Source organism: Bacillus sp. LNXM12-1, from assembly GCF_003004375.1.
In the GTDB taxonomy this organism is placed as follows: domain Bacteria; phylum Bacillota; class Bacilli; order Bacillales; family Bacillaceae; genus Bacillus.
In genome coordinates this window covers 1,110,312-1,135,915 of sequence record NZ_PVWX01000001.1, presented here as the reverse complement: position 1 = coordinate 1,135,915, position 25,604 = coordinate 1,110,312, and the positions used below count along the sequence as shown (strand labels likewise).

Below are 25,604 nucleotides of genomic sequence, written 5' to 3'. Positions count from 1 at the left end.
ATCATTTTAGCCCTTTGTCAACAAGCTGAAGCCCCCAAAACGGAGGCTTTTTTCATTATCCTAAAAATTTCACGCAAACTGGATGAGGAACAGTGATGTCTGATTGTAAGACAGTGAGTCGTCCTGTTTCTTTGTCGCGTTTGTATAACACTAGGTTGCTAGATTCTTGGTTTGAACCGACGAGGAATTCTTCAGTTGGATCAAGCACAAAGTCTCTAGGCCAGTTTCCTTCAGATGAAGCAATCTCGACAAGACTTAATTGGCCGTCGGCGTCTGCTTTAAAAATCGCAATGCTGTCATGACCGCGATTTCCTGCATAAACAAATTGCCCGTCTGAAGAGACGTGAATGGCACTGCCTTGATTGTTCTCTGTAAAGTCGCTTGGAATGGTTGCGATCGTTTGGATCTCTTCGAAATGACCATCTTCAAAGTAACGAAGCACAATCACCTCTGAGCTTAGCTCTGTCATCACATATGCCACAGGTTTCGTTGGATGGAATGTGATATGGCGAGGACCGGTGCCTGGTTTTGTTTCAAATGTATGAGCAAGCTCGAGTTTGTCGCCCTCTTTCTTATACGTATAAATGCCATCTGTCCCAAGGTCAACAGCCACTGCAAATTGTTCATCTGGTGTCAGACCCATAAAGTGAGTGTGCGGTTTTTCCTGACGGTCTTCGTTTGGCCCAGTTCCTTCATGCTGCGCCTGTGACAGCGTGCGGATGACTGAGCCATTTTCAGCATCGATTTCATACATCTCTGCTGTTCCTTTATGATAGTTTGCTGTAAAAGCTGTTTTTGTTTGATTGTCCACGCTGACGTGGCAAGGAGAAGCGCCATCGGCAAGCTCTTGGTTGATGAAACGAAGTGTGCCGGTTTCTGCATCAATTTGATACGCAGCCACGCCGCCCTGTGATCCTTCTTTCACAACAGAATACACAAATTTTTGAGAATCTGAGACGGTTAAATATGTAGGATTTTCAAGTTCAGCAGCTACTTTTACTTGTTCGATCTGCTGCTTGTCCGTATTTAATGTAAAAGTATAAATGCCTTTACTGTCTCCCTTTGTATATGTTCCGATATAACCTCTGATGTTAGCCATGTATTGCCCTCCTTCTATAAGATGCTCTCATTCTATCATAAATTCATAGGAAAACGCTTTAGAAAGGCATGCCGATAGAAAATCAAAAGCGTTGAAATCTACCAGTATTCATTAAAAACGATGTGAAAAAATATGACAAACGTTTTCTCAAAAGAAAAGCGTTCAGGTAAAGTAAATAAATTGAAGAAAAAATACAAAAAATTTTAAGTTTTTTCATTCCTTGTCTAGCAAAGGTGTAAGCGTATACATTTAATTTTGATTAGTCTAAATTGTCTAATAATTTTAAAAATGCTGTTGACACTGTATGGAAAGCGGCGTAAGATGGGTTCAACAAAAGCTAAACAAACACGCAGAGCAAGCGTGAGAGGCTTCAATAAAAAGTGTCTGAAAATTCAACTACTTTTTGCTTGAAAGAGAGGGTGCTCACTGAAAATGGAAGACCAAAAGGAACAGTGGATCTTTTTAAACGATGAACTCGTGAAAAAAGAGGATGCAAAAATTTCAGTTTATGATCATGGCTTCTTATATGGTGACGGTGTGTTCGAAGGGATACGCGTGTATAACGGAAATATCTTTCGAATGAAAGAACATTTAGACCGCCTGTATGATTCCGCCAGATCCATTATGCTGAACATTCCATATTCACTTGAGGAACTCACGGAAAAAATGATTCATACAGTTGAAAGGAACGGCCTAAAGGATGCCTATATTCGTCTTGTTGTCTCAAGAGGAGCTGGTGATCTTGGTTTAGATCCAAACAACTGCGGGAGAGCCAACACAGTGATCATTGTAGAGCCGCTGGCCATCTTTCCAAAGCACCTATATGAAACGGGTATTGATATTGTAACGGTACCGACGAGACGAAATCGTCCCGATGTACTGAGCCCAAAAGTGAAATCATTAAATTATTTGAATAACATCCTTGTCCGAATCGAAGCCCATATGGCCGGTGTGAGTGAAGCGCTGATGCTGAACGATCAAGGGTACGTGGCAGAAGGTTCTGCAGACAATGTGTTTATTTATAAAAAAGGTAAGCTTTATACACCGCCAGGTTATATCGGCGCTCTTGAAGGCATCACAAGAAATGCCATCATGGAGATTGCAGAAGACTTAGGCTACGAAGTGAAAGAAGAACCATTCACAAGGCACGATGTGTATACAGCAGAAGAAGTTTTTCTGACAGGAACCGCAGCCGAAGTGATCGCTGTTGTAAAGGTTGACGGCCGTACAATCGGTGAAGGGAAACCTGGGGTCCACACAAACAAACTTCTTGAACAATTCCGCAAGCGAGTGGTTGAAGAAGGAGAAAAAGTCGTATTTACAGATGAAAACATTCACGCAAGCTAAATAGATATCGATAAACGTTGAAGAGGACTAGTAGCTTTAGAGTCAGTATCTACAGAGAGCCGGTGGTAGCTGGAAACCGGTGTTACTTTCTAAAGTGAACTCACCTCTGAGTGTCTGCTTGAAATGATAGTAGGGCAGACCGAGTGACATTGCTCACTCGTTACCAAAATGGATGAAAGATGTCCATGAGACGGCAGCAGATTTTGCCGTGAACAAGGGTGGTACCGCGAAAAACAAAGCTTTTTCGCCCCTTTGACCTAGTGAAAAGTAGTGTCATTGTGGGGTGAGAAGGCTTTTTTATATGGTCTAAAATCTCGATCTTGAATAGAAAAGGGTGAAAAGACTTGACTGAAGCAAGACAAAGAGGAGGAAATCAAATGGGGACAAATGTACAAGTGGAGACGGAAACATCTAAAGCACCACAAACGATGAACGGTGCACTCATGTTAATTGAAGCACTCAAAAGAGAAAAAGTAGAAGTCATTTTCGGATATCCAGGCGGAGCGGTTTTACCGATCTACGATAAAATTTATGATTCTGGTTTATTTCATGTCCTGCCAAGGCATGAGCAGGGAGCGATTCACGCAGCAGAAGGATACGCAAGAGTATCTGGCAAACCGGGTGTTGTCATTGCGACATCAGGACCTGGAGCGACAAACCTTGTCACAGGAATTGCAGATGCAATGATTGATTCACTTCCTCTTGTTGTCTTCACAGGACAGGTGGCAACCTCAGTTATTGGATCGGATGCTTTCCAGGAAGCAGATGTGCTCGGCATCACAATGCCAATCACAAAGCACAGCTACCAAGTAAGAAATCCAGAGGAATTACCGGGTGTCATTAAAGAGGCGTTCCACATCGCAACAACAGGCAGACCTGGTCCAGTCTTGATTGATATTCCAAAAGATGTGGCAGGCATTGAAGGAACGTTTGAATATGATCAGCCAATTGATTTACCTGGTTATCAGCCAAAAGTCGAGCCGAACTATTTGCAAATTCGCAAATTAGTAGAAGCTGTAAGCAGAGCGAAGAAACCAGTCATTCTAGCAGGAGCTGGCGTTCTTCATGGCAAAGCATCTGAAGAATTAAGGCAGTATGTAGAGCAGCAGCAAATCCCAGTCGCTCATACACTGCTTGGACTTGGCGGATTCCCAGCAAAGCATCCTCTATTTCTAGGGATGGCTGGTATGCATGGCACATATGCGGCGAATATGGCCCTTCACCAATGTGATCTGCTCATTTCAATCGGTGCAAGATTTGATGACAGGGTAACTGGCAACCTCAATCACTTTGCGAAACATGCGAAGGTAGCACACATTGATATCGACCCGGCGGAAATTGGTAAGAACATTCATACCCATATCCCGGTTGTTGGAGACAGTAAGCTAGTCCTTGAAGAGCTGATCAAGCAAGACGGGAAGCAAGGGGAATCAGACAAATGGAAAAACCAATTAGATCAGTGGAAGGCAGAATATCCGCTCTGGTACGTTGAAAACGAAGCAGAGGGCTTTAAGCCTCAAAAGCTGATTGAATACATTCATCAATTCACAAAAGGTGAAGCCATTGTGGCAACTGATGTCGGACAGCATCAAATGTGGGCAGCTCAGTTCTATCCATTTGAAAATGCAGATAAGTGGGTCACATCTGGCGGCCTTGGTACGATGGGCTTCGGTTTACCGGCAGCCATCGGCGCTCAGCTGGCTGATCAAGAGGCAACGGTTGTGGCGATTTTAGGAGACGGAGGTTTCCAAATGACCTTGCAAGAACTTGCCGTTATCCGTGAGCTGAACCTTCCAGTGAAAGTGATTGTTCTGAATAATCACAGCCTTGGAATGGTAAGACAATGGCAAGAAATTTTCTACGAAGAACGCTACTCATATTCTAAATTTTCAGAGCAGCCAGACTTCGTTAAATTATCTGAAGCTTATGGCATTAAAGGAATCAGAATCTCATCAGACGAAGAGGCGAAAGAAAAGCTTGAAGAAGCGTTAACCTCTAGAGAGCCTGTTTTCATCGATGTCAATGTAGCGAGAGATGAAAAAGTATTCCCGATGGTCGCACCGGGGAAAGGACTTCATGAGATGGTGGGGGTGAAACCTTGAAAAGAATTATTGTGTTGACTGTATTAAATCGATCAGGCGTACTGAACCGAATCACTGGCCTTTTTACCAAAAGACACTACAACATTGAAAGCATTACGGTCGGCCATTCTGAGATTCAAGATGTATCACGCATCACGTTCGTCGTCCATGTAGACCAAGAGAAAGACATCGAACAGCTGACAAAACAGCTGAACAAGCAAATTGATGTTCTCAAAGTAACAGACATTACAAACCAATCAATCGTTCAGCGAGAGCTGGCTTTGATAAAAGTCGTTTCTGCACCGGCATCTAGAATGGAGATCACAGGGGTCATTGAACCGTTTAGAGCTTCTATTGTAGATGTAAGCAGAGAGAGTGTCGTCATTCAGGTGACAGGTGAGTCTTCAAAAATTGAAGCACTCATTGAATTACTTAAGCCATACGGCATTAAAGAAGTCGCCAGAACTGGCACCACGGCCTTTGCGAGAGATAATCAGCAAAAGCCGCAATCAAATAAAACAATTTCAATTGTCTAAACAAAAGGAGAGAGTCAAATGGTAAAAGTATATTATAACGGTGATATTCAAGAAAACGTATTAAATGGTCAAAAGGTTGCTATCATTGGGTATGGATCACAAGGTCATGCACATGCATTGAACTTAAAAGAAAGCGGCGTAGATGTGATCGTCGGCGTGAGAAAAGGCGGATCTTATACAAAAGCACAAGAAGACGGCCATCAAGTATTCACAGTAAAAGAAGCGGCAGCACAAGCAGATGTCGTCATGGTACTACTGCCAGATGAGCAGCAAAAGAAAGTATATGACGAAGAAATCAAAGATCAATTAGAAGCAGGCAACTCACTTGTTTTCGCACACGGATTCAACGTTCACTTCCATCAAATTGTTCCTCCAAGTGACGTAGATGTGTATCTTGTGGCTCCAAAAGGTCCAGGACATCTTGTGAGAAGAACATATGAACAAGGCGCTGGTGTACCTGCCCTATTTGCTATCTATCAAGATGTATCTGGCCAAGCGAAAGACAAAGCACTTGCTTATGCAAAAGCAATCGGCGGAGCAAGAGCAGGCGTCCTTGAAACAACATTTAAAGAAGAAACGGAAACGGATCTATTCGGTGAGCAAGCGGTCCTTTGTGGAGGTCTTACTTCACTAGTGAAAGCAGGTTTCGAAACGTTAACAGAAGCTGGTTATCAGCCAGAGCTTGCATACTTCGAGTGTCTGCATGAACTGAAATTAATTGTTGACCTAATGTATGAAGAAGGATTAGAAGGCATGAGATATTCAATCTCTGATACAGCACAATGGGGTGACTTCGTATCAGGACCACGCGTTGTGGATGCAAACGTAAAAGAATCTATGAAAGCCGTCTTGACTGATATCCAAAACGGAACATTTGCAAAAGAATGGATTGTTGAAAACCAAGTGAATCGTCCACGTTTCAATGCGATCAATGCAAATGAAAATGAGCACCAAATTGAAATCGTCGGAAGAAAGCTTCGTGAAATGATGCCTTTCGTCAAACAAGGAAAGAAAAAGGAAGCGGTGAGCGTCGGTGCGGAAAATTAATTTTTTTGACACAACACTTCGAGATGGAGAGCAATCACCAGGAGTGAACTTAAATGCACAAGAAAAGCTAATCATTGCAAAGCAGCTTGAGCGCCTTGGGGTTAATATCATTGAAGCGGGTTTTCCCGCTTCATCCCGAGGGGATTTCTTAGGCGTACAAGAAATTGCTAGAACGATCAAAAACTGTTCAGTTGCTGGTCTTGCACGATGTGTGAAAGGTGACATCGATGCTGCATGGGAAGCGTTAAAAGATGGAGTGGAACCAAGAATTCATATCTTTATCGCTACTTCTGATATTCATCTGAAGCATAAACTAAAGAAAACACGTGAAGAAGTCGTAGAACAGGCTGTCTCAATGGTGAAATACGCGAAAGAACGTTTTCCGGTTGTCCAGTGGTCCGCAGAAGATGCGTGTCGTACAGATCTAGCTTTCTTAGCAGAAATTGTAGAGAAGGTCATTGACGCTGGGGCAAGTGTCATTAACTTGCCAGATACAGTTGGATACTTAGCGCCAAAAGAGTACGGCAATATCTTTAAATATATGAAGGAACACGTTCCAAATATCGACCGCGTCAATTTGTCTGCTCACTGTCATGATGATCTAGGAATGGCTGTAGCAAACTCACTTGCAGCCATTGAAAATGGAGCAAATCAAATTGAAACAGCTGTTAACGGAATTGGAGAACGTGCAGGGAATGCCGCTTTAGAAGAAATTGCAGTCGCTCTTCATATTCGAAAAGACTTCTACCAGGTCGAATCAACGATTCAATTGAATGAAATTAAGCGTACAAGTGATGTAGTGAGCAAATACTCAGGAATGATTGTACCGCGCAATAAAGCAGTCGTTGGCAACAACGCTTTTGCACATGAATCAGGTATTCACCAAGATGGTTTCCTCAAAGAAAAAACAACCTATGAAATCATATCTCCAGAGCTTGTCGGTGTGACAACAGATGTACTTGTCCTTGGGAAACACTCCGGAAGACATGCGTTTAAAGACCGTATGAAAACGCTAGGCTTTAAACTAACAGAAGAAGAAATCAATAAGTTCTTCGAAACCTTCAAGAACTTGACGGAGAAGAAAAAAGAAATCACTGATGATGATTTGATCTCTATTATATTAGAAGAAAAAGTAGCAGACCGAAAAATTGGCTACGAATTTGAAAGTCTTCAAGTGCACTATGGAACAGAACAAATGCCAACAGCAACGGTCTCTCTGAAAAATCAAGAAACGCAGGAAGTCATTCAAGAAGCAGCTACAGGCGCAGGCAGTGTAGAAGCTGTGTACAACACGCTGGAGCGCTGTATGGAGGAAAGAATTCATTTGCTAGACTACCGTATTCAATCGAATGGAAAAGGCAGAGATGCACTAGCGGAAGTATATGTCACTGTTTCAATAGAAGGAAAAGAAACAGCTGGACGCGGTGTGGCGCAAGATGTGCTGGAAGCATCGGCGAAAGCCTACGTCAATGCAGTAAACAGGCATTTAATCTTTAAATCAAATCTCATTGAAATTGAGAAACATCACGCGATTTCATAGGAAAGGAGGTAGGTTCTCATGAAAAAGAAAATTGCACTTTTGCCCGGCGATGGAATCGGACCGGAAGTTGTGACATCAGCGGTCGCTGTCCTCAAAGAGACAGCGGCTCAATTTCAACACGAATTCGAATTCGAAAAGGCGCTCATTGGCGGTATCGCAATAGATGAAAAAAACAATCCGCTCCCAAAAGAAACGGTTGATGTATGCAAGAGCGCTGATGCGATTTTATTAGGAGCAGTCGGCGGACCAAAATGGGATCAAAACCCGCCAGAGCTTCGTCCGGAAAAAGGCTTGCTCGCTATTCGTAAACAACTGGACTTATTTGCAAACATCCGTCCTGTCAAAGTGTTCGATAGCTTAAGCGAGGCGTCACCGTTAAAACAGGATCACATTAGCGGAGTCGATTTTGTCATCGTTCGTGAATTAACAGGCGGTCTCTATTTTGGTGAACCAAGCGAGCGTTACACGGATGAAGAAGGAAAAGAAGCTGCGGTTGATACGCTTCTTTATACAAAGGAAGAGATTGTCCGTGTATTAAAAGAAGCATTCGACATGGCCTTAACGAGACGGAAAAAAGTAACGTCTGTGGATAAAGCGAATGTTCTTGCTTCTAGTAAACTATGGCGGGATGCGGTAGAAGAAGTGGCTTCTCAATATCCAGACGTCGAATATGAGCACATGCTCGTTGATAATGCCGCCATGCAGCTGATTTATAAGCCTGCTCAATTTGATGTCATTGTGACAGAGAATATGTTTGGTGACATTTTAAGTGACGAGGCTTCAATGATTACTGGGTCACTCGGTATGCTGCCATCTGCCAGTCTATCAAGCACCGGCCTCCATTTATATGAGCCGATTCATGGTTCAGCACCCGATATTGCGGGGCAAAACGTCGCAAACCCTCTAGCAACCATTTTGTCGGCAGCTAGCTTGCTTAGAACATCTTTTGCGTTAGAAGAAGAAGCGGCTGCAATAGAAGAAGCTGTGGAAGCTGTTCTTGCCTCTGGCAAACGAACAAAGGACTTATCGGCAAAAGAGGGAACGTATCAAACAACTGAAGACATCACTCATGCAGTTGTAGACGCACTCAAGCAGCGCGTGAAAACAATTGTATAAATAGAATCTTGTGGAATTAGGTAGAGGGAGGAAAAGGGTTATGCCTCGAACAATCATCGAAAAAATATGGGATCAGCACGTTGTCAAAAGCGGCGAGGGGAAACCAGACCTTTTATATATTGATCTGCACTTAGTGCATGAAGTGACATCACCTCAAGCATTTGAAGGATTAAGACAAAAAGGACGAAAGGTGAGAAGACCTCAAAACACGTTTGCGACCATGGATCACAATATCCCGACTGTGAATCGATTTGTGATCAAAGATGAGATTGCTAAAAAACAAGTGAGTGCTCTAGAGCGCAACTGTGCTGAATTTGGTGTCCGTCTAGCTGACCTTCACAGTGTAGATCAAGGGATCGTCCATGTTGTTGGACCGGAGCTTGGGTTGACACTGCCAGGGAAAACAATCGTTTGCGGAGATAGTCATACATCAACTCATGGCGCGTTTGGCGCACTTGCTTTTGGAATCGGTACAAGTGAGGTTGAACATGTACTTTCCACACAAACGCTTTGGCAGCAGCGTCCGAAAACATTAGAAATTAGAGTAGACGGAAAGCTGCAAAAAGGGGTAACGGCCAAAGATGTCATTTTAGCAGTCATTGGTGCGCATGGCGTGAAGTTCGGATCAGGTTATGTGATTGAATACACTGGGGAAGTATTCAGAAACATGACGATGGATGAACGCATGACGGTTTGTAATATGTCGATTGAAGCAGGCGCAAGAGCAGGATTGATTGCACCTGATGAAGTCACCTTTGAATATTGCCGCGGCCGCAAATATGCACCGCAGGGAGAAGACTTCGAAGCAGCGATTAAAGAATGGGAAGAACTTAAAACAGATCCAGGTGCAACCTATGATAAAACGATTGTTTTAGATGGGAATGAGATTTCACCAATGGTCACATGGGGAATTAACCCAGGAATGGTGCTGCCTGTAGATGCGTCGATCCCAGGACCTGAGGATTTTGCACAAGAGGATGATCAAAAAGAAGCGATTCGTGCGTACGAATACATGGGTGTTCATCCGCATCAGCGTATTGAAGATATTACGATTGAGCATGTGTTTATCGGCTCATGTACAAACTCAAGAATGACTGATTTACGCCAAGCAGCTTCTATGATAGAAGGACAAAAGGTAGCTGATCATGTCAGAGCGATTGTCGTGCCTGGCTCTCAAAGCGTCAAATTGCAAGCAGAAGAAGAAGGTCTTCATGAAATCTTCCTTGAAGCAGGATTTGAATGGAGAGAATCTGGCTGCAGTATGTGTCTTAGCATGAATAACGATGTGGTACCAGAAGGCGAACGCTGCGCATCCACATCAAACCGTAACTTTGAGGGACGTCAAGGAAAAGGTGCGAGAACGCATCTTGTCAGCCCGGCAATGGCTGCAATGGCTGCAATACATGGCCGATTTGTCGATGTCAGGAAGTTTAATCAAGAGAAAACAGTCGTGTAAGGAGTTGTCATAGATGGAGCCTTTAGTCACACACAAAGGGAAAGCCGCTGTGCTTAACCGTATCAACGTAGATACAGATCAAATTATTCCGAAGCAATTTTTGAAAAGAATTGAACGAACAGGATATGGCCGGTTTGCCTTTTTCGACTGGCGGTATTTAGCCGATGGCAGCCCAAATCCTGATTTCGAGCTGAATCAGCCGATTTATGAAGGAGCATCCATTTTGATCGCAGGAGAAAACTTTGGCTGCGGATCATCAAGGGAACATGCCCCTTGGGCACTTGATGATTATGGTTTCAAAATTGTCATCGCACCATCATTCGCAGATATTTTTCACCAAAACTGCTTTAAAAATGGGATGCTTCCGATTCGTCTTGATTATGATGTGTGGAAAACATTCGCTGCGTCATATGAGAACAAAGGGTATGAGATGACGGTTGATCTGGAAAAACAGCAAATAGAAGATCATGAAGGGAATATCACTCCTTTTGATGTGGATCCTCACTGGAGAGAAATGCTCCTGAATGGCTATGATGAGATCTCATTAACTTTACTACTAGAAGATGACATTCAAGCATTTGAAGATAAGCGCAGCAGCTGGCTGCGTGCGTAAACAACAAGAAGCCGTCCGCCCGAGGTGTGACGGCTTCTTTTTTGCATGAAAACCTCTCGTTACTTGTGTTTACTAACCTTCGTTGGTAAACTGATAAAAAATATGCGCCCGAAAGGAACGTAAGCATGAAACATGACAAGAAGAAAGATAATGTCATTTTGTTTCCTGGTCTGAAAGAAAGACTGATTGAAAAAGGAATGGCAGCATTAAAAGATAAACAGTATCAAGAGGCGCTTCACTTGTTTTCAGAAGCGAAATCTTATGATGACGATGAAGAATCCGATATTCACCTCGGCATGGCGATTTGTTTTCTGGAGCTGGGCGAGCTGCAGGATGCAAAGCGTGTTTGTGAAAAGATGCTGCATGAGGGATATGGTCATTACTTCACCGTGCTTCAAGTGTATATGACGATTTTAATTCAGCTGAAAGAATATGAAGAAGTGAAGCAGACAATTGAGGCAGTACTTGAGGAAAACCACCTTCCAGCAGAAAGCGCGGAGCATTTTTACAAGCTGCTCGAATTTAGTAGAAAAATGATTGAATCGCCTGAACAGATTTTAGATGAAGATGAGGAGGACGCCGGCGAAATCAATATAGATGATATGCTTGAGCGGCCAGAAGAGCAGGTGCAGTTCATCCATTCGTTGAAAGACCGGAACATCACACCACACATGGGTCTATTAAATACGATCTTACAAAAGCCTGATGGAAACCCTTTGGTCAAATCATTAATCCTGCAGCTTCTGTCAGATCATGATGTGGCAAAGCCGGTTCATGTGACGAAATTCGGTGATTCTTTAACGCTTGTTCCTTCTGAGGCTGTTAAGCCAGAGCAGATGCCGCTACTTCAGCAAGTCCTTCGTAAGCTCGATGACACACTCGGCAATGAGAACCCAACCCTTTACCAAGGCGTGGAAGAGTTATGGCGCCGGCACTTATTTGTGCTTTATCCATTTCTTCCTAAATACACAGATCCGAATCTTTGGGCAGCAGCACTTCATAAAGTCGGCTATGAAATGCACGGGATTGAGATTGACCTCGAAGAATTGCATCTATTGTATGAATTTAATGAACGAGAGCTGAGAGAAGCTTGCACAATGCTGAAAGATATTGAAGAAATTTCTTATTTGTAATTTGTCGATTTAGTTGAAAGACGGACTTGTTATGTTATAATATAATGGTTGTATTTGTGCATATATCGTGCAGTTGTAGATTCCAACGGTTGAAAGACGATATGTATAATCAAGTCAAATGTTGTATACATAATACCGCTTCTTGAGCGGCGTGCGTGGTTTTTGATTGGACGAAGTCTTTATGATGCTTTAGAATGTAACAACGCACAATCTGAATAGATTTTTGGAGGGAAACACACATGTCAGTAAAATGGGAAAAACAAGAAGGTAACGAAGGCGTCCTAACTGTAGAAGTTGATGCTGAAACATTTAACAAAGCACTTGATGATGCGTTTAAGAAGGTTGTCAAGCAAGTATCGATCCCTGGATTCCGTAAAGGGAAAGTACCACGTGGTCTTTTCGAACAGCGTTTTGGTGTAGAATCTCTTTATCAAGATGCATTAGATATTCTTCTTCCAGTTGAATATCCAAAAGCAATCGACGAAGCTGGTATCGAGCCAGTTGACCGCCCTGAAATCGATGTTGAGAAAATCGAAAAAGGCGAAAGCTTAATCTTCACTGCAAAAGTAACAGTGAAGCCTGAAGTGAAACTTGGTGACTACAAAGGTCTTAACGTAGAAAAAGACGACGCTACTGTCACTGATGAAGATGTACAAGAAGAGTTAAAAGGCATGCAAAACCGTCAAGCTGAGCTTGTTGTCAAAGAAGAAGGCGCAATCGAAAACGGCGATACAGTTGTGCTTGATTTCGAAGGATTCGTTGATGGAGAAGCATTCGAAGGCGGAAAAGCTGAAAACTACTCTCTTGAAGTAGGTTCTGGTTCATTCATCCCTGGTTTCGAAGAGCAGTTAGTTGGTCTTGAAGCAGGCGCTGAAAAAGACGTAGAAGTCACTTTCCCAGAAGAATATCATGCTGAAGACCTTGCAGGTAAACCAGCTGTATTCAAAGTGAAAATTCACGAAATCAAAGCAAAAGAACTTCCAGCACTTGACGATGAGTTCGCGAAAGATGCTGATGAAGAAGTAGAAACTCTTGCTGAACTAACTGAAAAAACGAAGAAACGTCTTGAAGAAGCGAAAGAAAACGAAGCAGAAGGTAAACTTCGTGAAGAGCTAGTGGAGAAAGCTTCAGAAAATGCGGAAGTTGACATCCCTCAAGCGATGGTTGACACAGAGCTAGACCGTATGATGAAAGAATTCGAACAACGCCTTCAAATGCAAGGAATGAACCTTGAGCTTTACTTCCAATTCTCAGGACAAGATGAAAATGCGCTGAAAGAGCAAATGAAAGAAGATGCTGCTAAACGCGTGAAATCTAACCTAACACTTGAAGCAATTGCTGCTGCAGAAAACTTACAAGTGTCTGATGAAGAAGTAGAAGAAGAACTTTCAAAAATGGCTGAAGCATACAACATGCCAATTGAAAATATCAAACAAGCGATCGGATCTACTGACGCAATGAAAGAAGATCTAAAAGTTCGCAAAGCAATTGATTTTCTTGTAGAAAACCGTTAATATGGTGCATAATAATAAAACAGGGCGCGAGTGACTCGTGCCTTGTTTTGTACAATTTTTGACTTATCATCGCTTCTTTTGGAAACGATAGTGTAAGTCGCATCTTTCTGTTATACATATCTCAATGTGCAGTGTTAGAAACACATCATTACCGTCTTTTAGGAAAGTATGGTAAAATGCATACATACTGGACCCAGAAAGGTAGCTGACTGTTAGCTACAGGCAAGTGAAGAAGAATAAGGGGTGAAAGAATGTTTAAATTCAACGAGGAAAAAGGTCAATTAAAATGCTCGTTTTGCGGAAAAACGCAAGATCAAGTGCGTAAACTGGTCGCAGGACCTGGCGTATATATATGTGATGAATGTATCGAGCTTTGCACGGAAATAGTTGAAGAAGAGCTCGGCACTGAGGAAGAAGTTGAATTCAAGGATGTTCCGAAGCCTCATGAAATTCGGGAGATTCTTGATGAATATGTCATCGGACAAGAAAATGCGAAGAAATCCTTAGCTGTAGCGGTGTATAACCACTACAAACGGATCAATTCCAACAGCAAGATTGATGATGTTGAGCTTTCAAAAAGTAATATCTCTATGATTGGGCCAACAGGAAGCGGTAAAACTTTACTTGCTCAAACGCTTGCTCGTATTTTAAATGTGCCATTTGCGATTGCAGATGCAACATCATTAACTGAAGCAGGTTATGTTGGTGAAGACGTAGAGAATATTTTACTAAAGCTGATCCAAGCAGCCGATTATGATGTAGAAAAAGCGGAAAAAGGCATTATCTACATCGATGAAATCGATAAAGTAGCAAGAAAATCAGAAAACCCTTCTATCACTCGTGATGTATCTGGGGAAGGTGTTCAGCAAGCACTATTGAAAATTCTTGAAGGAACTGTCGCTAGTGTACCGCCTCAAGGTGGACGTAAGCATCCTCATCAAGAATTCATTCAAATCGATACAACAAATATCCTCTTTATTTGTGGTGGAGCCTTTGACGGCATTGAGCAAATCATCAAACGCCGCCTAGGTCAAAAAGTCATTGGATTCGGTGCGGAAAATAAAATCGAAGATCTTGAAAAAGAAGTCCTTCTATCAAAAGTACTCCCAGAAGACTTGCTTCGCTTCGGTTTAATCCCGGAATTCATCGGTCGTCTACCGGTTATTGCAAGCCTAGAGCCGTTAGATGAAAAAGCACTTGTAGAGATCTTGACGAAGCCTAAAAATGCGCTCGTTAAGCAGTATACAAAAATGCTTGAGCTTGATGATGTAGAGCTTGAGTTTGAAGAAGATGCTCTTAGCGAAATTGCGAAAAAAGCAATTGAGCGTAAAACAGGAGCTCGTGGTCTACGTTCAATCATTGAAGGCATCATGCTTGATGTGATGTTTGACCTTCCATCACGTGATGATATTGAAAAATGTGTGATCACTGGTGCAACGGTTGCCGATGGCGAGTCGCCGCGTCTTGTGTTAAAGGACGGCACAGTCGTCAATAAAGATACGAAAACATCTGCATAAGGGTAGTCTCACTCCTGAATCTTTTTGATTCAGGAGTTTTTTATTTATCGTGGAAGTTGTGTTTATTCCGTCCAGCTCTAGGAAATACTAGCAGACAGAAACCAATACATACGATAGATGAAGGAGGGAGCACCGATTGAGCTGGACAGGAATCGTATTATTCATACAGCTGTTCTTTGGTATCGTCATCGGGCTGTACTTTTGGAACTTACTGCGAAATCAGCGCACACAAAAGGTGACGATAGACAAAGAGTCAAAGAAAGAAATGGAAGCACTCAGAAAGATGCGGTCAATCAAGCTGAGTGAACCTTTATCAGAGAGAGTCCGGCCAAAGGGGTTTCAAGATATTGTAGGGCAGGAAGACGGCATTCGTGCACTAAAAGCGGCACTATGCGGGCCGAATCCTCAGCATGTCATCGTCTACGGACCACCGGGAGTCGGTAAAACAGCCGCTGCCCGTCTTGTGATGGAAGAAGCGAAGCGTCACGCTGATTCACCGTTTAAGAAAGATGCGGTCTTTGTAGAGCTCGATGCCACAACCGCGAGATTCGATGAACGAGGCATCGCAGACCCGCTCATTGGTTCCGTGCATGACCCGATTTACCAAGGGGCTGGAGCAATGGGACAGGCAGGCATTCCGCAGCCAAAACAAGGAGCCGTCACACATGCTCATGGCGGGGTTCTGTTTATCGATGAAATTGGCGAGCTGCATCCGATCCAAATGAACAAAATGCTCAAAGTGCTTGAAGATCGGAAAGTCTTTTTAGACAGTGCCTACTACAGTGAAGAAAATACCCAAATCCCAAATCACATTCATGATATTTTCCAAAATGGGCTTCCGGCCGATTTTCGATTGATTGGTGCCACGACAAGAACGCCTGACGAAATTCCACCAGCGATCCGGTCAAGGTGTCTGGAAATTTTCTTTAAGGACCTTGACCAGCATGAACTGAAAATCGTCGCTGCCAAGGCTGTCCAAAAAATTCAAAAGGAATTAAGTGATGAAGGGCTGAACCTTTTAACATCCTATGTGAAAAATGGACGTGAAGCGGTCAACATGGTGCAGATTGCCGCTGGTATGGCTGTCACGGAAAACCGAAAAGACATCACGATCGAAGATGTAGAATGGGTCATTCATTCAAGCCAGCTGACACCAAGATATGAACAAAAAGTACCAGAAAAGCCAAAAGTGGGGGTAGTCAATGGACTGGCCGTTTATGGACCAAACAGCGGCGCCCTGCTTGAGATTGAAGTGAACATCTGTAAGGCGCTTGAAAAAGGCAGTATCAACATTACAGGCATTGCAGAAGAAGAAAGCATTGGCAATCAGTCGAAATCCATTAGACGAAAAAGTATGGCCAAAGGGTCAGTTGAAAATGTATTAACGGTGCTTCGAAATTTAGGCATTCGGACAAATGAATATGACATCCATATTAATTTTCCAGGCGGTGCCCCTATTGATGGACCGTCTGCTGGGATTGCCATGGCGACCGCGATCTTCTCAGCCATACATCAAATCCCGATCGATCATCTGACAGCCATGACGGGTGAAATCGGATTGCAGGGTCAGGTGAAGCCGATCGGCGGTGTGATACCGAAGATTAAGGCAGCGAAACAAGCTGGTGCCACAACCGTCATTATTCCTTATGACAACCAGCAGTCGATCTTAAAAGAGATTGAAGGGGTCACCATTGTGCCTGTGAAGCACTTCCAAGAAGTGCTGGATCAGTGTTTGGTCAACCCGCCAGACGAGAAGAAAGATGGACTAGAAGACGAAATGAAAAGAAAATCTGTTTAATCCCCATCACATATGGGGATTTTTTAGTGAAATAGATCTTTTTTTCTTTTTCATGATAAAAAGAAAGGGTATACTACGGTAAGATCAACATTTCTCAAGTCTTTTACATTGTACAAGACTGAAACAGGTATATTATAATGATTCATACTAGTGACGGAGGTGTCAATCAACATGGCAGATGAAATCAAAAAGAATGTTCCGCTCCTTCCATTGCGAGGTTTACTTGTTTATCCAACAATGGTCTTGCATTTGGACGTTGGACGCGAGAAGTCTGTTCAAGCATTAGAACAGGCGATGATGAACGATCATATGATTTTTCTAGCAACACAGCGGGAAATTTCAATAGATGAACCAGGTGAAGAGGAAATTTTCAAAGTCGGCACCTACACAAAAATTAAACAAATGCTGAAGCTGCCAAATGGAACGATTCGTGTACTCGTTGAAGGCTTGAATCGAGCGCAGATCGAATCATACGTAGAGCTGGAGGACTATACGTCCGTCGACATAAAAGAATTGGCAGAAGAAGATTTAAAGGACGCAGAAGCAGAAGCACTCATGCGTACATTGTTAGATCACTTTGATCAATACATAAAAATTTCAAAAAAAATCTCAGCTGAAACATATGCAACAGTGACGGATATTGAGGAACCAGGGAGAATGGCAGATATCGTTGCTTCTCACCTGCCGCTCAAATTAAAGGACAAACAAGAAGTACTGGAAACAGTGGATGTCAAAAAACGGCTGAACCGGGTCATCAGCTTAATTCACAATGAAAAAGAAGTACTCGAGATTGAAAAGAAAATCGGGCAGCGCGTGAAACGTTCAATGGAACGAACGCAAAAAGAATATTATTTGCGTGAACAAATGAAAGCCATTCAAAAGGAGCTTGGAGACAAAGAAGGAAAAACTGGCGAAGTCAGTTCTTTAATGTCTAAAATCGAAGAGTCGAGCATGCCGGATTCTGTTCGTGAAACGGCGCTCAAAGAATTGAATCGTTATGAAAAAATTCCTTCAAGCTCTGCTGAGAGCTCTGTGATTCGAAATTATATTGATTGGCTGATCAGCCTTCCATGGGGCATCTATACAGAAGATCGTCTAGATTTAAAGCTTGCAAGTGAAATTTTAGATGATGAGCATCACGGGCTGGAAAAGGTCAAAGAACGAGTGCTTGAATATCTTGCTGTACAGAAGCTGACCAATTCATTAAAAGGACCGATTCTTTGCTTAGCAGGACCTCCTGGGGTAGGGAAAACGTCACTTGCCAAATCCATTGCCAAATCACTTGACCGAAAGTTTATCCGGATCTCCCTTGGCGGTGTGCGCGATGAGTCTGAGATTCGTGGACATAGAAGAACGTATGTAGGTGCGATGCCAGGCCGTATCATTCGCGGAATGAGCAAGGCAGGAACGATGAATCCGGTGTTCCTTTTAGATGAAATCGATAAGATGTCCTCTGATTTTAGAGGTGATCCATCTTCAGCGATGCTCGAAGTCTTAGACCCAGAGCAAAATCATAACTTTAGCGATCACTATATTGAAGAAACATTTGATTTGTCTCAGGTGCTATTTATTGCCACTGCCAACAATTTAGCAACCATTCCAGGTCCACTTCGTGATAGAATGGAGATTATCACGATTGCAGGGTATACAGAGGTTGAAAAAGCAGAAATTGTGAAAGATCACCTTCTGCCGAAGCAGCTAAAGGAGCACGGATTAAAGAAAGGGAACTTGCAGCTTCGTGAAGCAGCGATTTATGATACGATTCGCTATTACACAAGAGAAGCGGGTGTTCGTGGATTAGAGCGTCAGCTTGCGGCAATATGCCGTAAAGCGGCAAGAGCGATTGTGGCTGAAGACCGCAAACGCATCACGGTGACGGAAAAGAATTTATCTGAATTTCTCGGAAAAAGACTTTACCGTTATGGCCAGGCTGAAACGACAGACCAAGTGGGGGTTGTCACAGGACTTGCGTATACCACTGTTGGCGGAGACACCTTGTCGATTGAGGTATCACTTTCTCCCGGTAAAGGCAAGCTCTTGTTAACAGGGAAGCTTGGTGATGTCATGAGAGAATCTGCACAGGCGGCATTCAGTTATATTCGTTCGAAAGCAGATGAACTGAACATTGATCCTAATTTTAATGAAAAGCATGATATTCATATCCATGTTCCAGAGGGTGCGGTTCCAAAGGACGGGCCATCAGCTGGTATCACCATTGCGACGGCTCTTGTATCAGCACTCACAGGACGACCTGTGTCAAAAGAGGTTGGTATGACAGGAGAGATTACGTTAAGAGGAAGAGTGCTTCCAATTGGCGGACTAAAAGAAAAAGCATTAGGCGCACATCGCGCAGGACTGAAAACCATTATTCTTCCAAAGGACAATGAGAAGGATATTGATGATATTCCTGAAAGTGTGAGAGAAGGACTAACCTTTATTCCGGTCTCACATTTAGATGAGGTGCTTGAGAAAGCGTTGGTAGGAGAGGGAAGATGAAAGTAACAAAATCAGATATCGTCATTAGTGCGGTAAAACCAGAGCAGTACCCGAGCGGGGGACTGCCTGAAATCGCTCTTGCTGGACGATCAAATGTTGGGAAGTCCTCGTTCATCAACTCATTGATTAATCGTAAAAATTTAGCGCGTACGTCTTCTAAACCAGGTAAGACTCAAACGCTTAATTTCTACATCATCAATGATATGCTCCATTTTGTGGACGTTCCAGGCTACGGCTTTGCTAAAGTATCAAAGACAGAGCGCGAAGCCTGGGGTAGAATGATCGAAACGTATATTACAATGCGTGAAGAATTAAAAGCAGTCGTCCAAATTGTGGACCTGCGTCATAAGCCATCAGTAGATGATGTGAACATGTATGAATTTCTGAAATATTACGGAGTTCCCGTAATCGTCATCGCAACAAAGGCGGACAAAATTCCAAAAGGCAAATGGGAAAAACATGCGAAAGTCGTCAAACAGACACTCGACATTGACCCATCAGATGAACTAGTCCTGTTCTCTTCTGAAACGAAAAAGGGAAAAGACGAAGCCTGGAACGCCATCCTTGCGAAGATTAACAGCTAAAAGAAAAGGCATCTGTCATGGACAGATGCCTTTTTATTGTATAAGTTATTTCCTTTTTAAAAATAATAAGAGGAGACTGACAGCAATCAGTACATAAGGCCAGTACAATTCAAAACCGGAAGTAGGGATCGAAAGGGAACTTAGCTGTTTTGTAATTTGCTGAAAGAAATAAAGGAACAGACCGAGTGCAATGAGAACAACACTTTCAATACGATATTCTTTTTTCTGAGATGATTTCATAAAGAGTGCAAGTCCAACGATGAATACGATCATTGTAAATGTGTCTGGCCAGTGGTCTAATTTTGGTTGAAGAATAAAGTGTAGCGAAAGGCCCGTCATAAGCATACCGATAAACACATGAGCGCTTTCTTGCTCCTTCTTTCCTTGATATAAGAAAGCGAGGCCAAAAAGCAGTATGAGTGTATACCATTTCTCTTGATCCTTCCAAATGTCAAATTGACCTCCTGAGAGAATGGCATATAGCGCTACAGCCAGCAAAGTGAGCGGCAGCAAAATGGATTTTTTCTTCAAAGATGTCACCTTCTTTTAAGCAGATCATTTGTCCGCACGCGCCAAATCTGGTAAATTGCTTGAAGTGATGATATGGCATAATTAGTGTCGAACATTTTTCTACTATATCACAACATTTTTGAAATCTGTTCACAATTTTCATCCAGTTAAAAATGAATATATGTTATAATCATTATAAATAATAAATTCTATATTGTAATTATTATAAATTAGACAGGGCGTTGGGGGTGCAAGCTGAAGTTATGCATATTCTTGTTGTGGGTTTAGATTATAAAACAGCCCCTGTTGAGATACGGGAACAGCTGAGCTTTGAACCGAGCGAGCTCGGAACAGCGATGTCCAAGCTTAAAGAAGAAAAAAGCATTCTAGAGAATATCGTCATCTCAACATGTAATCGAACAGAGATCTACGCAGTGGTAGATCAGCTTCATACTGGACGGTTTTATATAAAAAGATTTTTAGCCGATTGGTTCGGTTTAGAAAAAGAAGATGTCTCTCCTTATTTGAAGTTCTATGAAAATGATGGAGCGGTTGAGCATTTATTCCGTGTGGCCTGTGGACTTGATTCCATGGTGATTGGCGAAACACAAATACTTGGTCAAGTGCGCTCTAGCTTTAAAGTAGCTCAAGAGGAGAAGACCATTGGTACCGTTTTCAATTATTTATTTAAACAGGCGGTCACCGTTGCAAAACGCTCTCATGCGGAAACAGACATTGCGTCTAATGCCGTGTCTGTCAGCTATGCAGCTGTCGAGCTTGCGAAAAAAATCTTTGGACGTCTTTCTGATAAACATGTCCTGATTCTTGGTGCGGGTAAAATGGGCGAACTAGCGGCTCAAAACCTTCAAGGTCAAGGGATTGGTCAAGTAACGGTCATCAATCGAACGTATGAGAAAGCAAAAGAATTGGCGGGTCGTTTTTCAGGAGAGCCTAAAAGCTTAAACCAATTGGAAAAAACATTATCCGAAGCGGACATTTTAATTAGCTCCACTGGTGCGAAACAATTTGTCATTACAAAGGAAATGGTCGAAAGTGCGAATAAAAAGCGGAAGGGCAGACCTCTATTTATGGTGGATATTGCTGTGCCCCGTGATTTAGATCCAGCCATTTCTGAAGTAGAAGGTGCTTTTTTGTATGACATTGATGACCTTGAGGGCATCGTGGCAGCCAACTTAAAAGAGCGTCGTGCGGTGGCTGAGCAGGTTGAGCTCCTCATTGAAGCAGAAATTGTGGAATTTAAGCAATGGCTGAATACGCTTGGTGTGGTTCCTGTCATTTCTGCACTTAGAGAAAAGGCGCTGACGATTCAAGCGGATACGATGCAGAGTATTGAACGAAAGCTTCCGAACCTCACACACCGTGAAATGAAGCTATTAAATAAACATACGAAAAGCATTATTAATCAAATGCTGAAAGATCCTATCTTAAAGGCAAAAGAAATTGCCGCGGAGCCGAATGCAGAGGAAAAACTTTTACTCTTCAAAGAAATCTTTGATTTACAGGTTGAAGATGAAGAGCAAAAGGTGGAGCCTGTACAGGTGGAGCAAGGGTCATTTCAGCTGTTCAAACCAAATATGGCACAAGGCTTTGCTACAGTTGCCAGTGAGTGATTAAGCGATGATGGAATCCATTGTAGCGAGACTAGGCGAAGCGACGACCTTGATCTATGCACTAAGTGTCTTGTTCTATTTCATAGATTTTCTTCAACACAACCGGAAGGCTGGAAAAATGGCTTTCTGGTTGCTTTCTATTGTCTGGCTGCTGCAAACAGTCTACATGTTCTATATTATGATGGAAACAGACCGATTCCCTGTGTTGAATGTAGCAGAGGGTTTATATTTTTATACGTGGGTGCTTGTGACACTTTCACTTGTTCTCACAAAAGTATTGCGTGTTGAATTTATTGTCTTTTTTACAAATGTCATCGGTTTTTCCATGATGGCGATTCACACCTTTACACCATCTGATCTCCACTCAGCAGAACTAACGGGGAAGCTGACGAGTGAACTGCTTGTGATTCATATTACGATGGCGATTTTATCATACGGTGCTTTTTCACTTTCATTTGCTTTCTCCCTTCTCTATCTCTTTCAATATCGTTTGCTGAAAAAGAAAAAATGGGGAAAATGGCTTCTGAGAATTGAAGATTTATCGAAGCTTGATCATATGGCGTACGTATTAAACATTATTGGTGTGCCAATGCTCTTGCTTAGTTTGATTCTTGGCATCATTTGGGCATATATTTCGTATGATACGTTGTACTGGACAGATGCAAAGGTGCTTGGTTCGTTTATTATGCTGTTTTTATACGGCTTTTACTTATATATCAGATTGGTGAGAAATATGCAGGGCAAAATCGTGGCACTGTGGAATGTCGGTTCATTCATTGTGCTGATGATCAATTATTTTCTGCTTGGTAGCTTATCAACCTTTCATTGGTTTCAATAAATAATGATGAGTCTAAAGGGCATTGTCGGGAGGAAGACGTATTGCGTACAATTAAAGTAGGTTCTAGAAGAAGTAAGCTTGCAATTACACAAACAAAATGGGTTATTCAAAAGCTGTCTGAACTAAACCCTTCTTATTCTTTTGAAATAAAAGAGATTGTGACAAAGGGTGATCAAATTTTAGATGTGACCTTATCAAAGGTTGGCGGAAAAGGACTGTTTGTCAAAGAAATTGAACAGGCGATGCTGAATCATGACATCGATATGGCGGTTCACAGTATGAAGGATATGCCGGCTGCTCTTCCTGAAGGTTTAGTCATCGGCTGTATTCCTGAGCGTGAAGATGTAAGGGACGCTCTTATTTCGAAGGATCATCTGCGTCTTCATGAACTGCCGAAGGGTGCTATTGTGGGAACAAGCAGCTTACGGCGCAGTGCCCAGCTTCTTCAGGAAAGACCAGATCTTGAAATTAAATGGATTCGAGGAAACATTGATACAAGATTGGAAAAGCTGAAAAATGAAGAATATGATGCCATTATTCTAGCGGCTGCTGGGCTGTCCAGAATGGGATGGAGCAAAGAGGTTGTGTCGGAATTTTTATCTCCTGAGACTTGCCTGCCCGCCGTTGGCCAAGGCGCTTTGTCGATTGAGTGCCGCGGGGATGATGAAGAGCTATTGCAGCTCCTCGCTCAATTTACGAATGAATATACGAAGAAAACGGTTCTCGCTGAAAGAGCCTTCCTCAAACAAATGGATGGCAGCTGTCAGGTGCCGATCGCTGGCTATGCAACGATGAATGAGCGTGATGAAATTGAACTGACGGGTCTTGTGGCATCTGCTGACGGACACACGATTATTCGAGAAACTGTATCAGGCACTGACCCTGAGGCAATTGGGACAGCATGTGCGAAGCAGATGGCTGATAAGGGAGCAAAGGATTTAATCGACAAGGTGAAAAAGGATCTGTCCTCCCAATGACCATAGGCAAATCGCTTCACGGACAGACGGTGCTTGTCACTCGAAATGAACGTCAAGCGGGTGTGTTTCAGCAAAAGATTGAAGAGCTGAACGGCCATGCTGTTTTAACCTCTCTTATTCGGTTTGAGCCTACGCTCACAAAAGAAAAAGCGCAGGCCTTTTTAAAGGACTTAGAAAATAGCCAATGGCTTGTTTTCACGAGTGTGAATGGTGCGTCTTTTTTTCTGAGCTACATAAAGGACCATCATTTACATAAGAGTTTATCGCATTTGAAAGTGGCTGCTGTAGGTGAGAAAACCTCTGCCTATCTTGAGCAGCACGGCTTGAAGGTGGATGTGGTACCAGAACGATTCATAGCGGAAGAGCTCGCAGATGCGTTACTTGACCATGTGCGTCGGGGAGAGCGTGTGTTTGTAGCAAAAGGACACCTGTCTCGAGATGTCGTGAAGAAAACCCTCATTCCGCTTGGCATAGAAGTAAAGGAATGGATTTTATATGAAACCGTCAAGGATGAGGAAGGTATTGCCGCTCTCAAAACGGCGATGACGAAGCAATCATTTGATTTTATTACATTTACGAGCTCATCCACTGTCCATTCATTTATGCATGCCATGGAGGCAGATGCAGCGAAGCTGGCTGCTTCTGGCACCTGTTTTGTGACGATCGGTCCTCTGACAAAAGAGGCACTGCTTCAATACGGGATTTCTTCTGAAACCCCAGATACTTATACGGTAGACGGAATGCTTGAATTGATGTGCCGTTTATCTGAAAGGAAGTTGAACCAATGATGAAATTTAACAGACACCGCAGACTGCGGACAAGCGCAGGAATGAGAGAATTAGTCAGAGAAACCTTTTTAAGACCATCTGATTTCATTTATCCGATCTTTTTTGTAGAGGGAGAAAATGTCCGAAAAGAAGTCCCTTCAATGCCGGGTGTTTATCACATTTCAGTGGACCTTGTAAAAGAAGAAGTCCAAGAACTTGTCGACCTAGGCATCAAATCAATTATTGTATTTGGTGTTCCAGATCATAAAGACCATGTGGGCAGTGAGGCGTATCACGACCATGGCATTGTTCAAAGAGCGACGCTTGAGATCAAAAAGCATTTCCCAGAACTTGTGGTCATTGCAGACACTTGCTTATGCCAATATACAGATCATGGACATTGCGGCATCGTTGAAGATGGTGAAATTTTAAATGATGAATCTCTTCAGCTTTTAGCGAAAACAGCTGTTAGCCAAGCGCGCGCAGGTGCAGATATCATTGCTCCTTCCAATATGATGGATGGATTTGTTGTGGCCATTCGTGAGGCACTTGATGAAGCTGGCTTTATTCATGTACCTGTCATGTCATATGCTGTGAAATATGCAAGTGCTTTTTACGGCCCGTTTCGTGACGCGGCGCATAGCACACCGCAGTTTGGAGATCGTAAAACATACCAAATGGACCCTGCAAACCGTTTAGAGGCACTCAGAGAAGCGCAGTCTGATGTAGAAGAGGGGGCTGATTTCCTCATTGTCAAACCATCCCTTTCTTATTTAGATATTATGCGTGATGTCAAAAATGAATTTACACTCCCTGTTGTTGCTTACAATGTGAGCGGAGAATATGCAATGGTCAAAGCCGCTGCTCAAAATGGCTGGATTTCTGAAAAAGAGCTTGTTCTTGAAATGCTGACAAGCATGAAACGTGCAGGAGCAGAGCTCATCATTACGTATCATGCAAAAGATGCAGCCAAATGGCTCTCAGAATAAAGAACGGATAGACAG

Annotated in this window: 21 protein-coding genes and 1 other annotated feature; of the genes, 19 read left to right on the top strand and 2 right to left on the bottom strand. The window is 42.8% G+C overall.

Going from position 1 to position 25,604, the window contains the following annotated elements; genetic code table 11:
- Positions 1-55: 55 nt before the first annotated feature.
- Entirely contained in the window at positions 56-1,099 is a 1,044-nt protein-coding gene (locus C6Y07_RS05930; protein ID WP_106156340.1) for a lactonase family protein, read from the bottom strand.
- Positions 1,100-1,531: 432 nt separating this feature from the next.
- Between C6Y07_RS05930 and ilvE the strand changes: the two genes are divergently transcribed.
- The 14 genes from ilvE to yihA all read left to right on the top strand — a co-directional run bounded on the left by ilvE (position 1,532) and on the right by yihA (position 19,877).
- Positions 1,532-2,446 (top strand): branched-chain-amino-acid transaminase, encoded by a 915-nt coding sequence (gene ilvE / locus C6Y07_RS05925; RefSeq protein WP_003216381.1) that lies wholly within the window; start codon positions 1,532-1,534, stop codon positions 2,444-2,446.
- A gap of 8 nt (positions 2,447-2,454) precedes the next feature.
- Positions 2,455-2,701: a binding site (T-box leader), on the top strand.
- 122 nt (positions 2,702-2,823) lie between these two features.
- On the top strand, positions 2,824-4,548 hold the full coding sequence (ilvB, locus tag C6Y07_RS05920) for an acetolactate synthase large subunit (protein ID WP_060596901.1): 1,725 nt from the start codon (positions 2,824-2,826) through the stop codon (positions 4,546-4,548).
- Positions 4,545-5,063, top strand: a complete 519-nt coding sequence (ilvN, locus tag C6Y07_RS05915) for an acetolactate synthase small subunit (RefSeq protein ID WP_034661705.1) — start codon at positions 4,545-4,547, stop codon at positions 5,061-5,063. Before ilvB ends, ilvN begins: the two co-directional genes overlap by 4 nt.
- A gap of 18 nt (positions 5,064-5,081) precedes the next feature.
- On the top strand, positions 5,082-6,110 hold the full coding sequence (gene ilvC / locus C6Y07_RS05910) for a ketol-acid reductoisomerase (protein WP_034661704.1): 1,029 nt from the start codon (positions 5,082-5,084) through the stop codon (positions 6,108-6,110).
- The gene (locus C6Y07_RS05905) at positions 6,097-7,650 is read left to right on the top strand and encodes a 2-isopropylmalate synthase (RefSeq protein WP_034661703.1); all 1,554 of its coding nucleotides are present in this window, start codon (positions 6,097-6,099) and stop codon (positions 7,648-7,650) included. The genes ilvC and C6Y07_RS05905 overlap by 14 nt, the downstream gene beginning before the upstream one ends.
- Before the next feature lie 18 nt (positions 7,651-7,668).
- Complete coding sequence (leuB, locus tag C6Y07_RS05900; RefSeq protein WP_060596900.1) at positions 7,669-8,766, top strand: 3-isopropylmalate dehydrogenase; 1,098 nt, start codon at positions 7,669-7,671, stop codon at positions 8,764-8,766.
- 40 nt (positions 8,767-8,806) lie between these two features.
- Positions 8,807-10,222, top strand: coding sequence for a 3-isopropylmalate dehydratase large subunit (gene leuC / locus C6Y07_RS05895; RefSeq protein ID WP_034661700.1), 1,416 nt, complete (start codon positions 8,807-8,809; stop codon positions 10,220-10,222).
- 13 nt (positions 10,223-10,235) lie between these two features.
- The gene (gene leuD, locus C6Y07_RS05890) at positions 10,236-10,835 is read left to right on the top strand and encodes a 3-isopropylmalate dehydratase small subunit (RefSeq protein WP_060596899.1); all 600 of its coding nucleotides are present in this window, start codon (positions 10,236-10,238) and stop codon (positions 10,833-10,835) included.
- 125 nt (positions 10,836-10,960) lie between these two features.
- A complete protein-coding gene (gene ddcA, locus C6Y07_RS05885; protein ID WP_066030586.1) occupies positions 10,961-11,968 on the top strand; it encodes a DNA damage checkpoint antagonist DdcA in 1,008 nt (335 codons plus the stop codon).
- 239 nt (positions 11,969-12,207) lie between these two features.
- Complete coding sequence (gene tig, locus C6Y07_RS05880; RefSeq protein ID WP_060596897.1) at positions 12,208-13,482, top strand: trigger factor; 1,275 nt, start codon at positions 12,208-12,210, stop codon at positions 13,480-13,482.
- A 251-nt stretch (positions 13,483-13,733) separates the two neighbouring features.
- Positions 13,734-14,999, top strand: a complete 1,266-nt coding sequence (clpX, locus tag C6Y07_RS05875; RefSeq protein WP_012010785.1) for an ATP-dependent protease ATP-binding subunit ClpX — start codon at positions 13,734-13,736, stop codon at positions 14,997-14,999.
- A 136-nt stretch (positions 15,000-15,135) separates the two neighbouring features.
- Positions 15,136-16,797 (top strand): ATP-dependent protease LonB, encoded by a 1,662-nt coding sequence (gene lonB / locus C6Y07_RS05870; RefSeq protein ID WP_012010784.1) that lies wholly within the window; start codon positions 15,136-15,138, stop codon positions 16,795-16,797.
- Positions 16,798-16,968: 171 nt separating this feature from the next.
- Entirely contained in the window at positions 16,969-19,293 is a 2,325-nt protein-coding gene (lon, locus tag C6Y07_RS05865) for an endopeptidase La (protein ID WP_066030587.1), read from the top strand.
- A complete protein-coding gene (yihA, locus tag C6Y07_RS05860) occupies positions 19,290-19,877 on the top strand; it encodes a ribosome biogenesis GTP-binding protein YihA/YsxC (RefSeq protein WP_034661689.1) in 588 nt (195 codons plus the stop codon). Before lon ends, yihA begins: the two co-directional genes overlap by 4 nt.
- Before the next feature lie 45 nt (positions 19,878-19,922).
- On the opposite strand, the gene C6Y07_RS05855 is transcribed toward yihA, so the two are convergent.
- On the bottom strand, positions 19,923-20,408 hold the full coding sequence (locus tag C6Y07_RS05855) for a hypothetical protein (protein ID WP_060596895.1): 486 nt from the start codon (positions 20,406-20,408) through the stop codon (positions 19,923-19,925).
- A gap of 242 nt (positions 20,409-20,650) precedes the next feature.
- Between C6Y07_RS05855 and hemA the strand changes: the two genes are divergently transcribed.
- Genes hemA through hemB form a run of 5 tightly spaced genes read left to right on the top strand, consistent with a single transcriptional unit; the run spans position 20,651 to position 25,589 of the window.
- The gene (gene hemA / locus C6Y07_RS05850; RefSeq protein WP_012010780.1) at positions 20,651-22,018 is read left to right on the top strand and encodes a glutamyl-tRNA reductase; all 1,368 of its coding nucleotides are present in this window, start codon (positions 20,651-20,653) and stop codon (positions 22,016-22,018) included.
- A gap of 7 nt (positions 22,019-22,025) precedes the next feature.
- Positions 22,026-22,856, top strand: a complete 831-nt coding sequence (locus C6Y07_RS05845) for a cytochrome c biogenesis protein (RefSeq protein WP_034661681.1) — start codon at positions 22,026-22,028, stop codon at positions 22,854-22,856.
- Between the two features lie 41 nt (positions 22,857-22,897).
- Positions 22,898-23,833, top strand: coding sequence for a hydroxymethylbilane synthase (gene hemC / locus C6Y07_RS05840; protein WP_066030588.1), 936 nt, complete (start codon positions 22,898-22,900; stop codon positions 23,831-23,833).
- A complete protein-coding gene (locus tag C6Y07_RS05835; protein ID WP_106048519.1) occupies positions 23,830-24,621 on the top strand; it encodes a uroporphyrinogen-III synthase in 792 nt (263 codons plus the stop codon). Before hemC ends, C6Y07_RS05835 begins: the two co-directional genes overlap by 4 nt.
- Positions 24,618-25,589, top strand: a complete 972-nt coding sequence (hemB, locus tag C6Y07_RS05830) for a porphobilinogen synthase (RefSeq protein ID WP_034661673.1) — start codon at positions 24,618-24,620, stop codon at positions 25,587-25,589. Before C6Y07_RS05835 ends, hemB begins: the two co-directional genes overlap by 4 nt.
- Positions 25,590-25,604 lie beyond the last annotated feature (15 nt).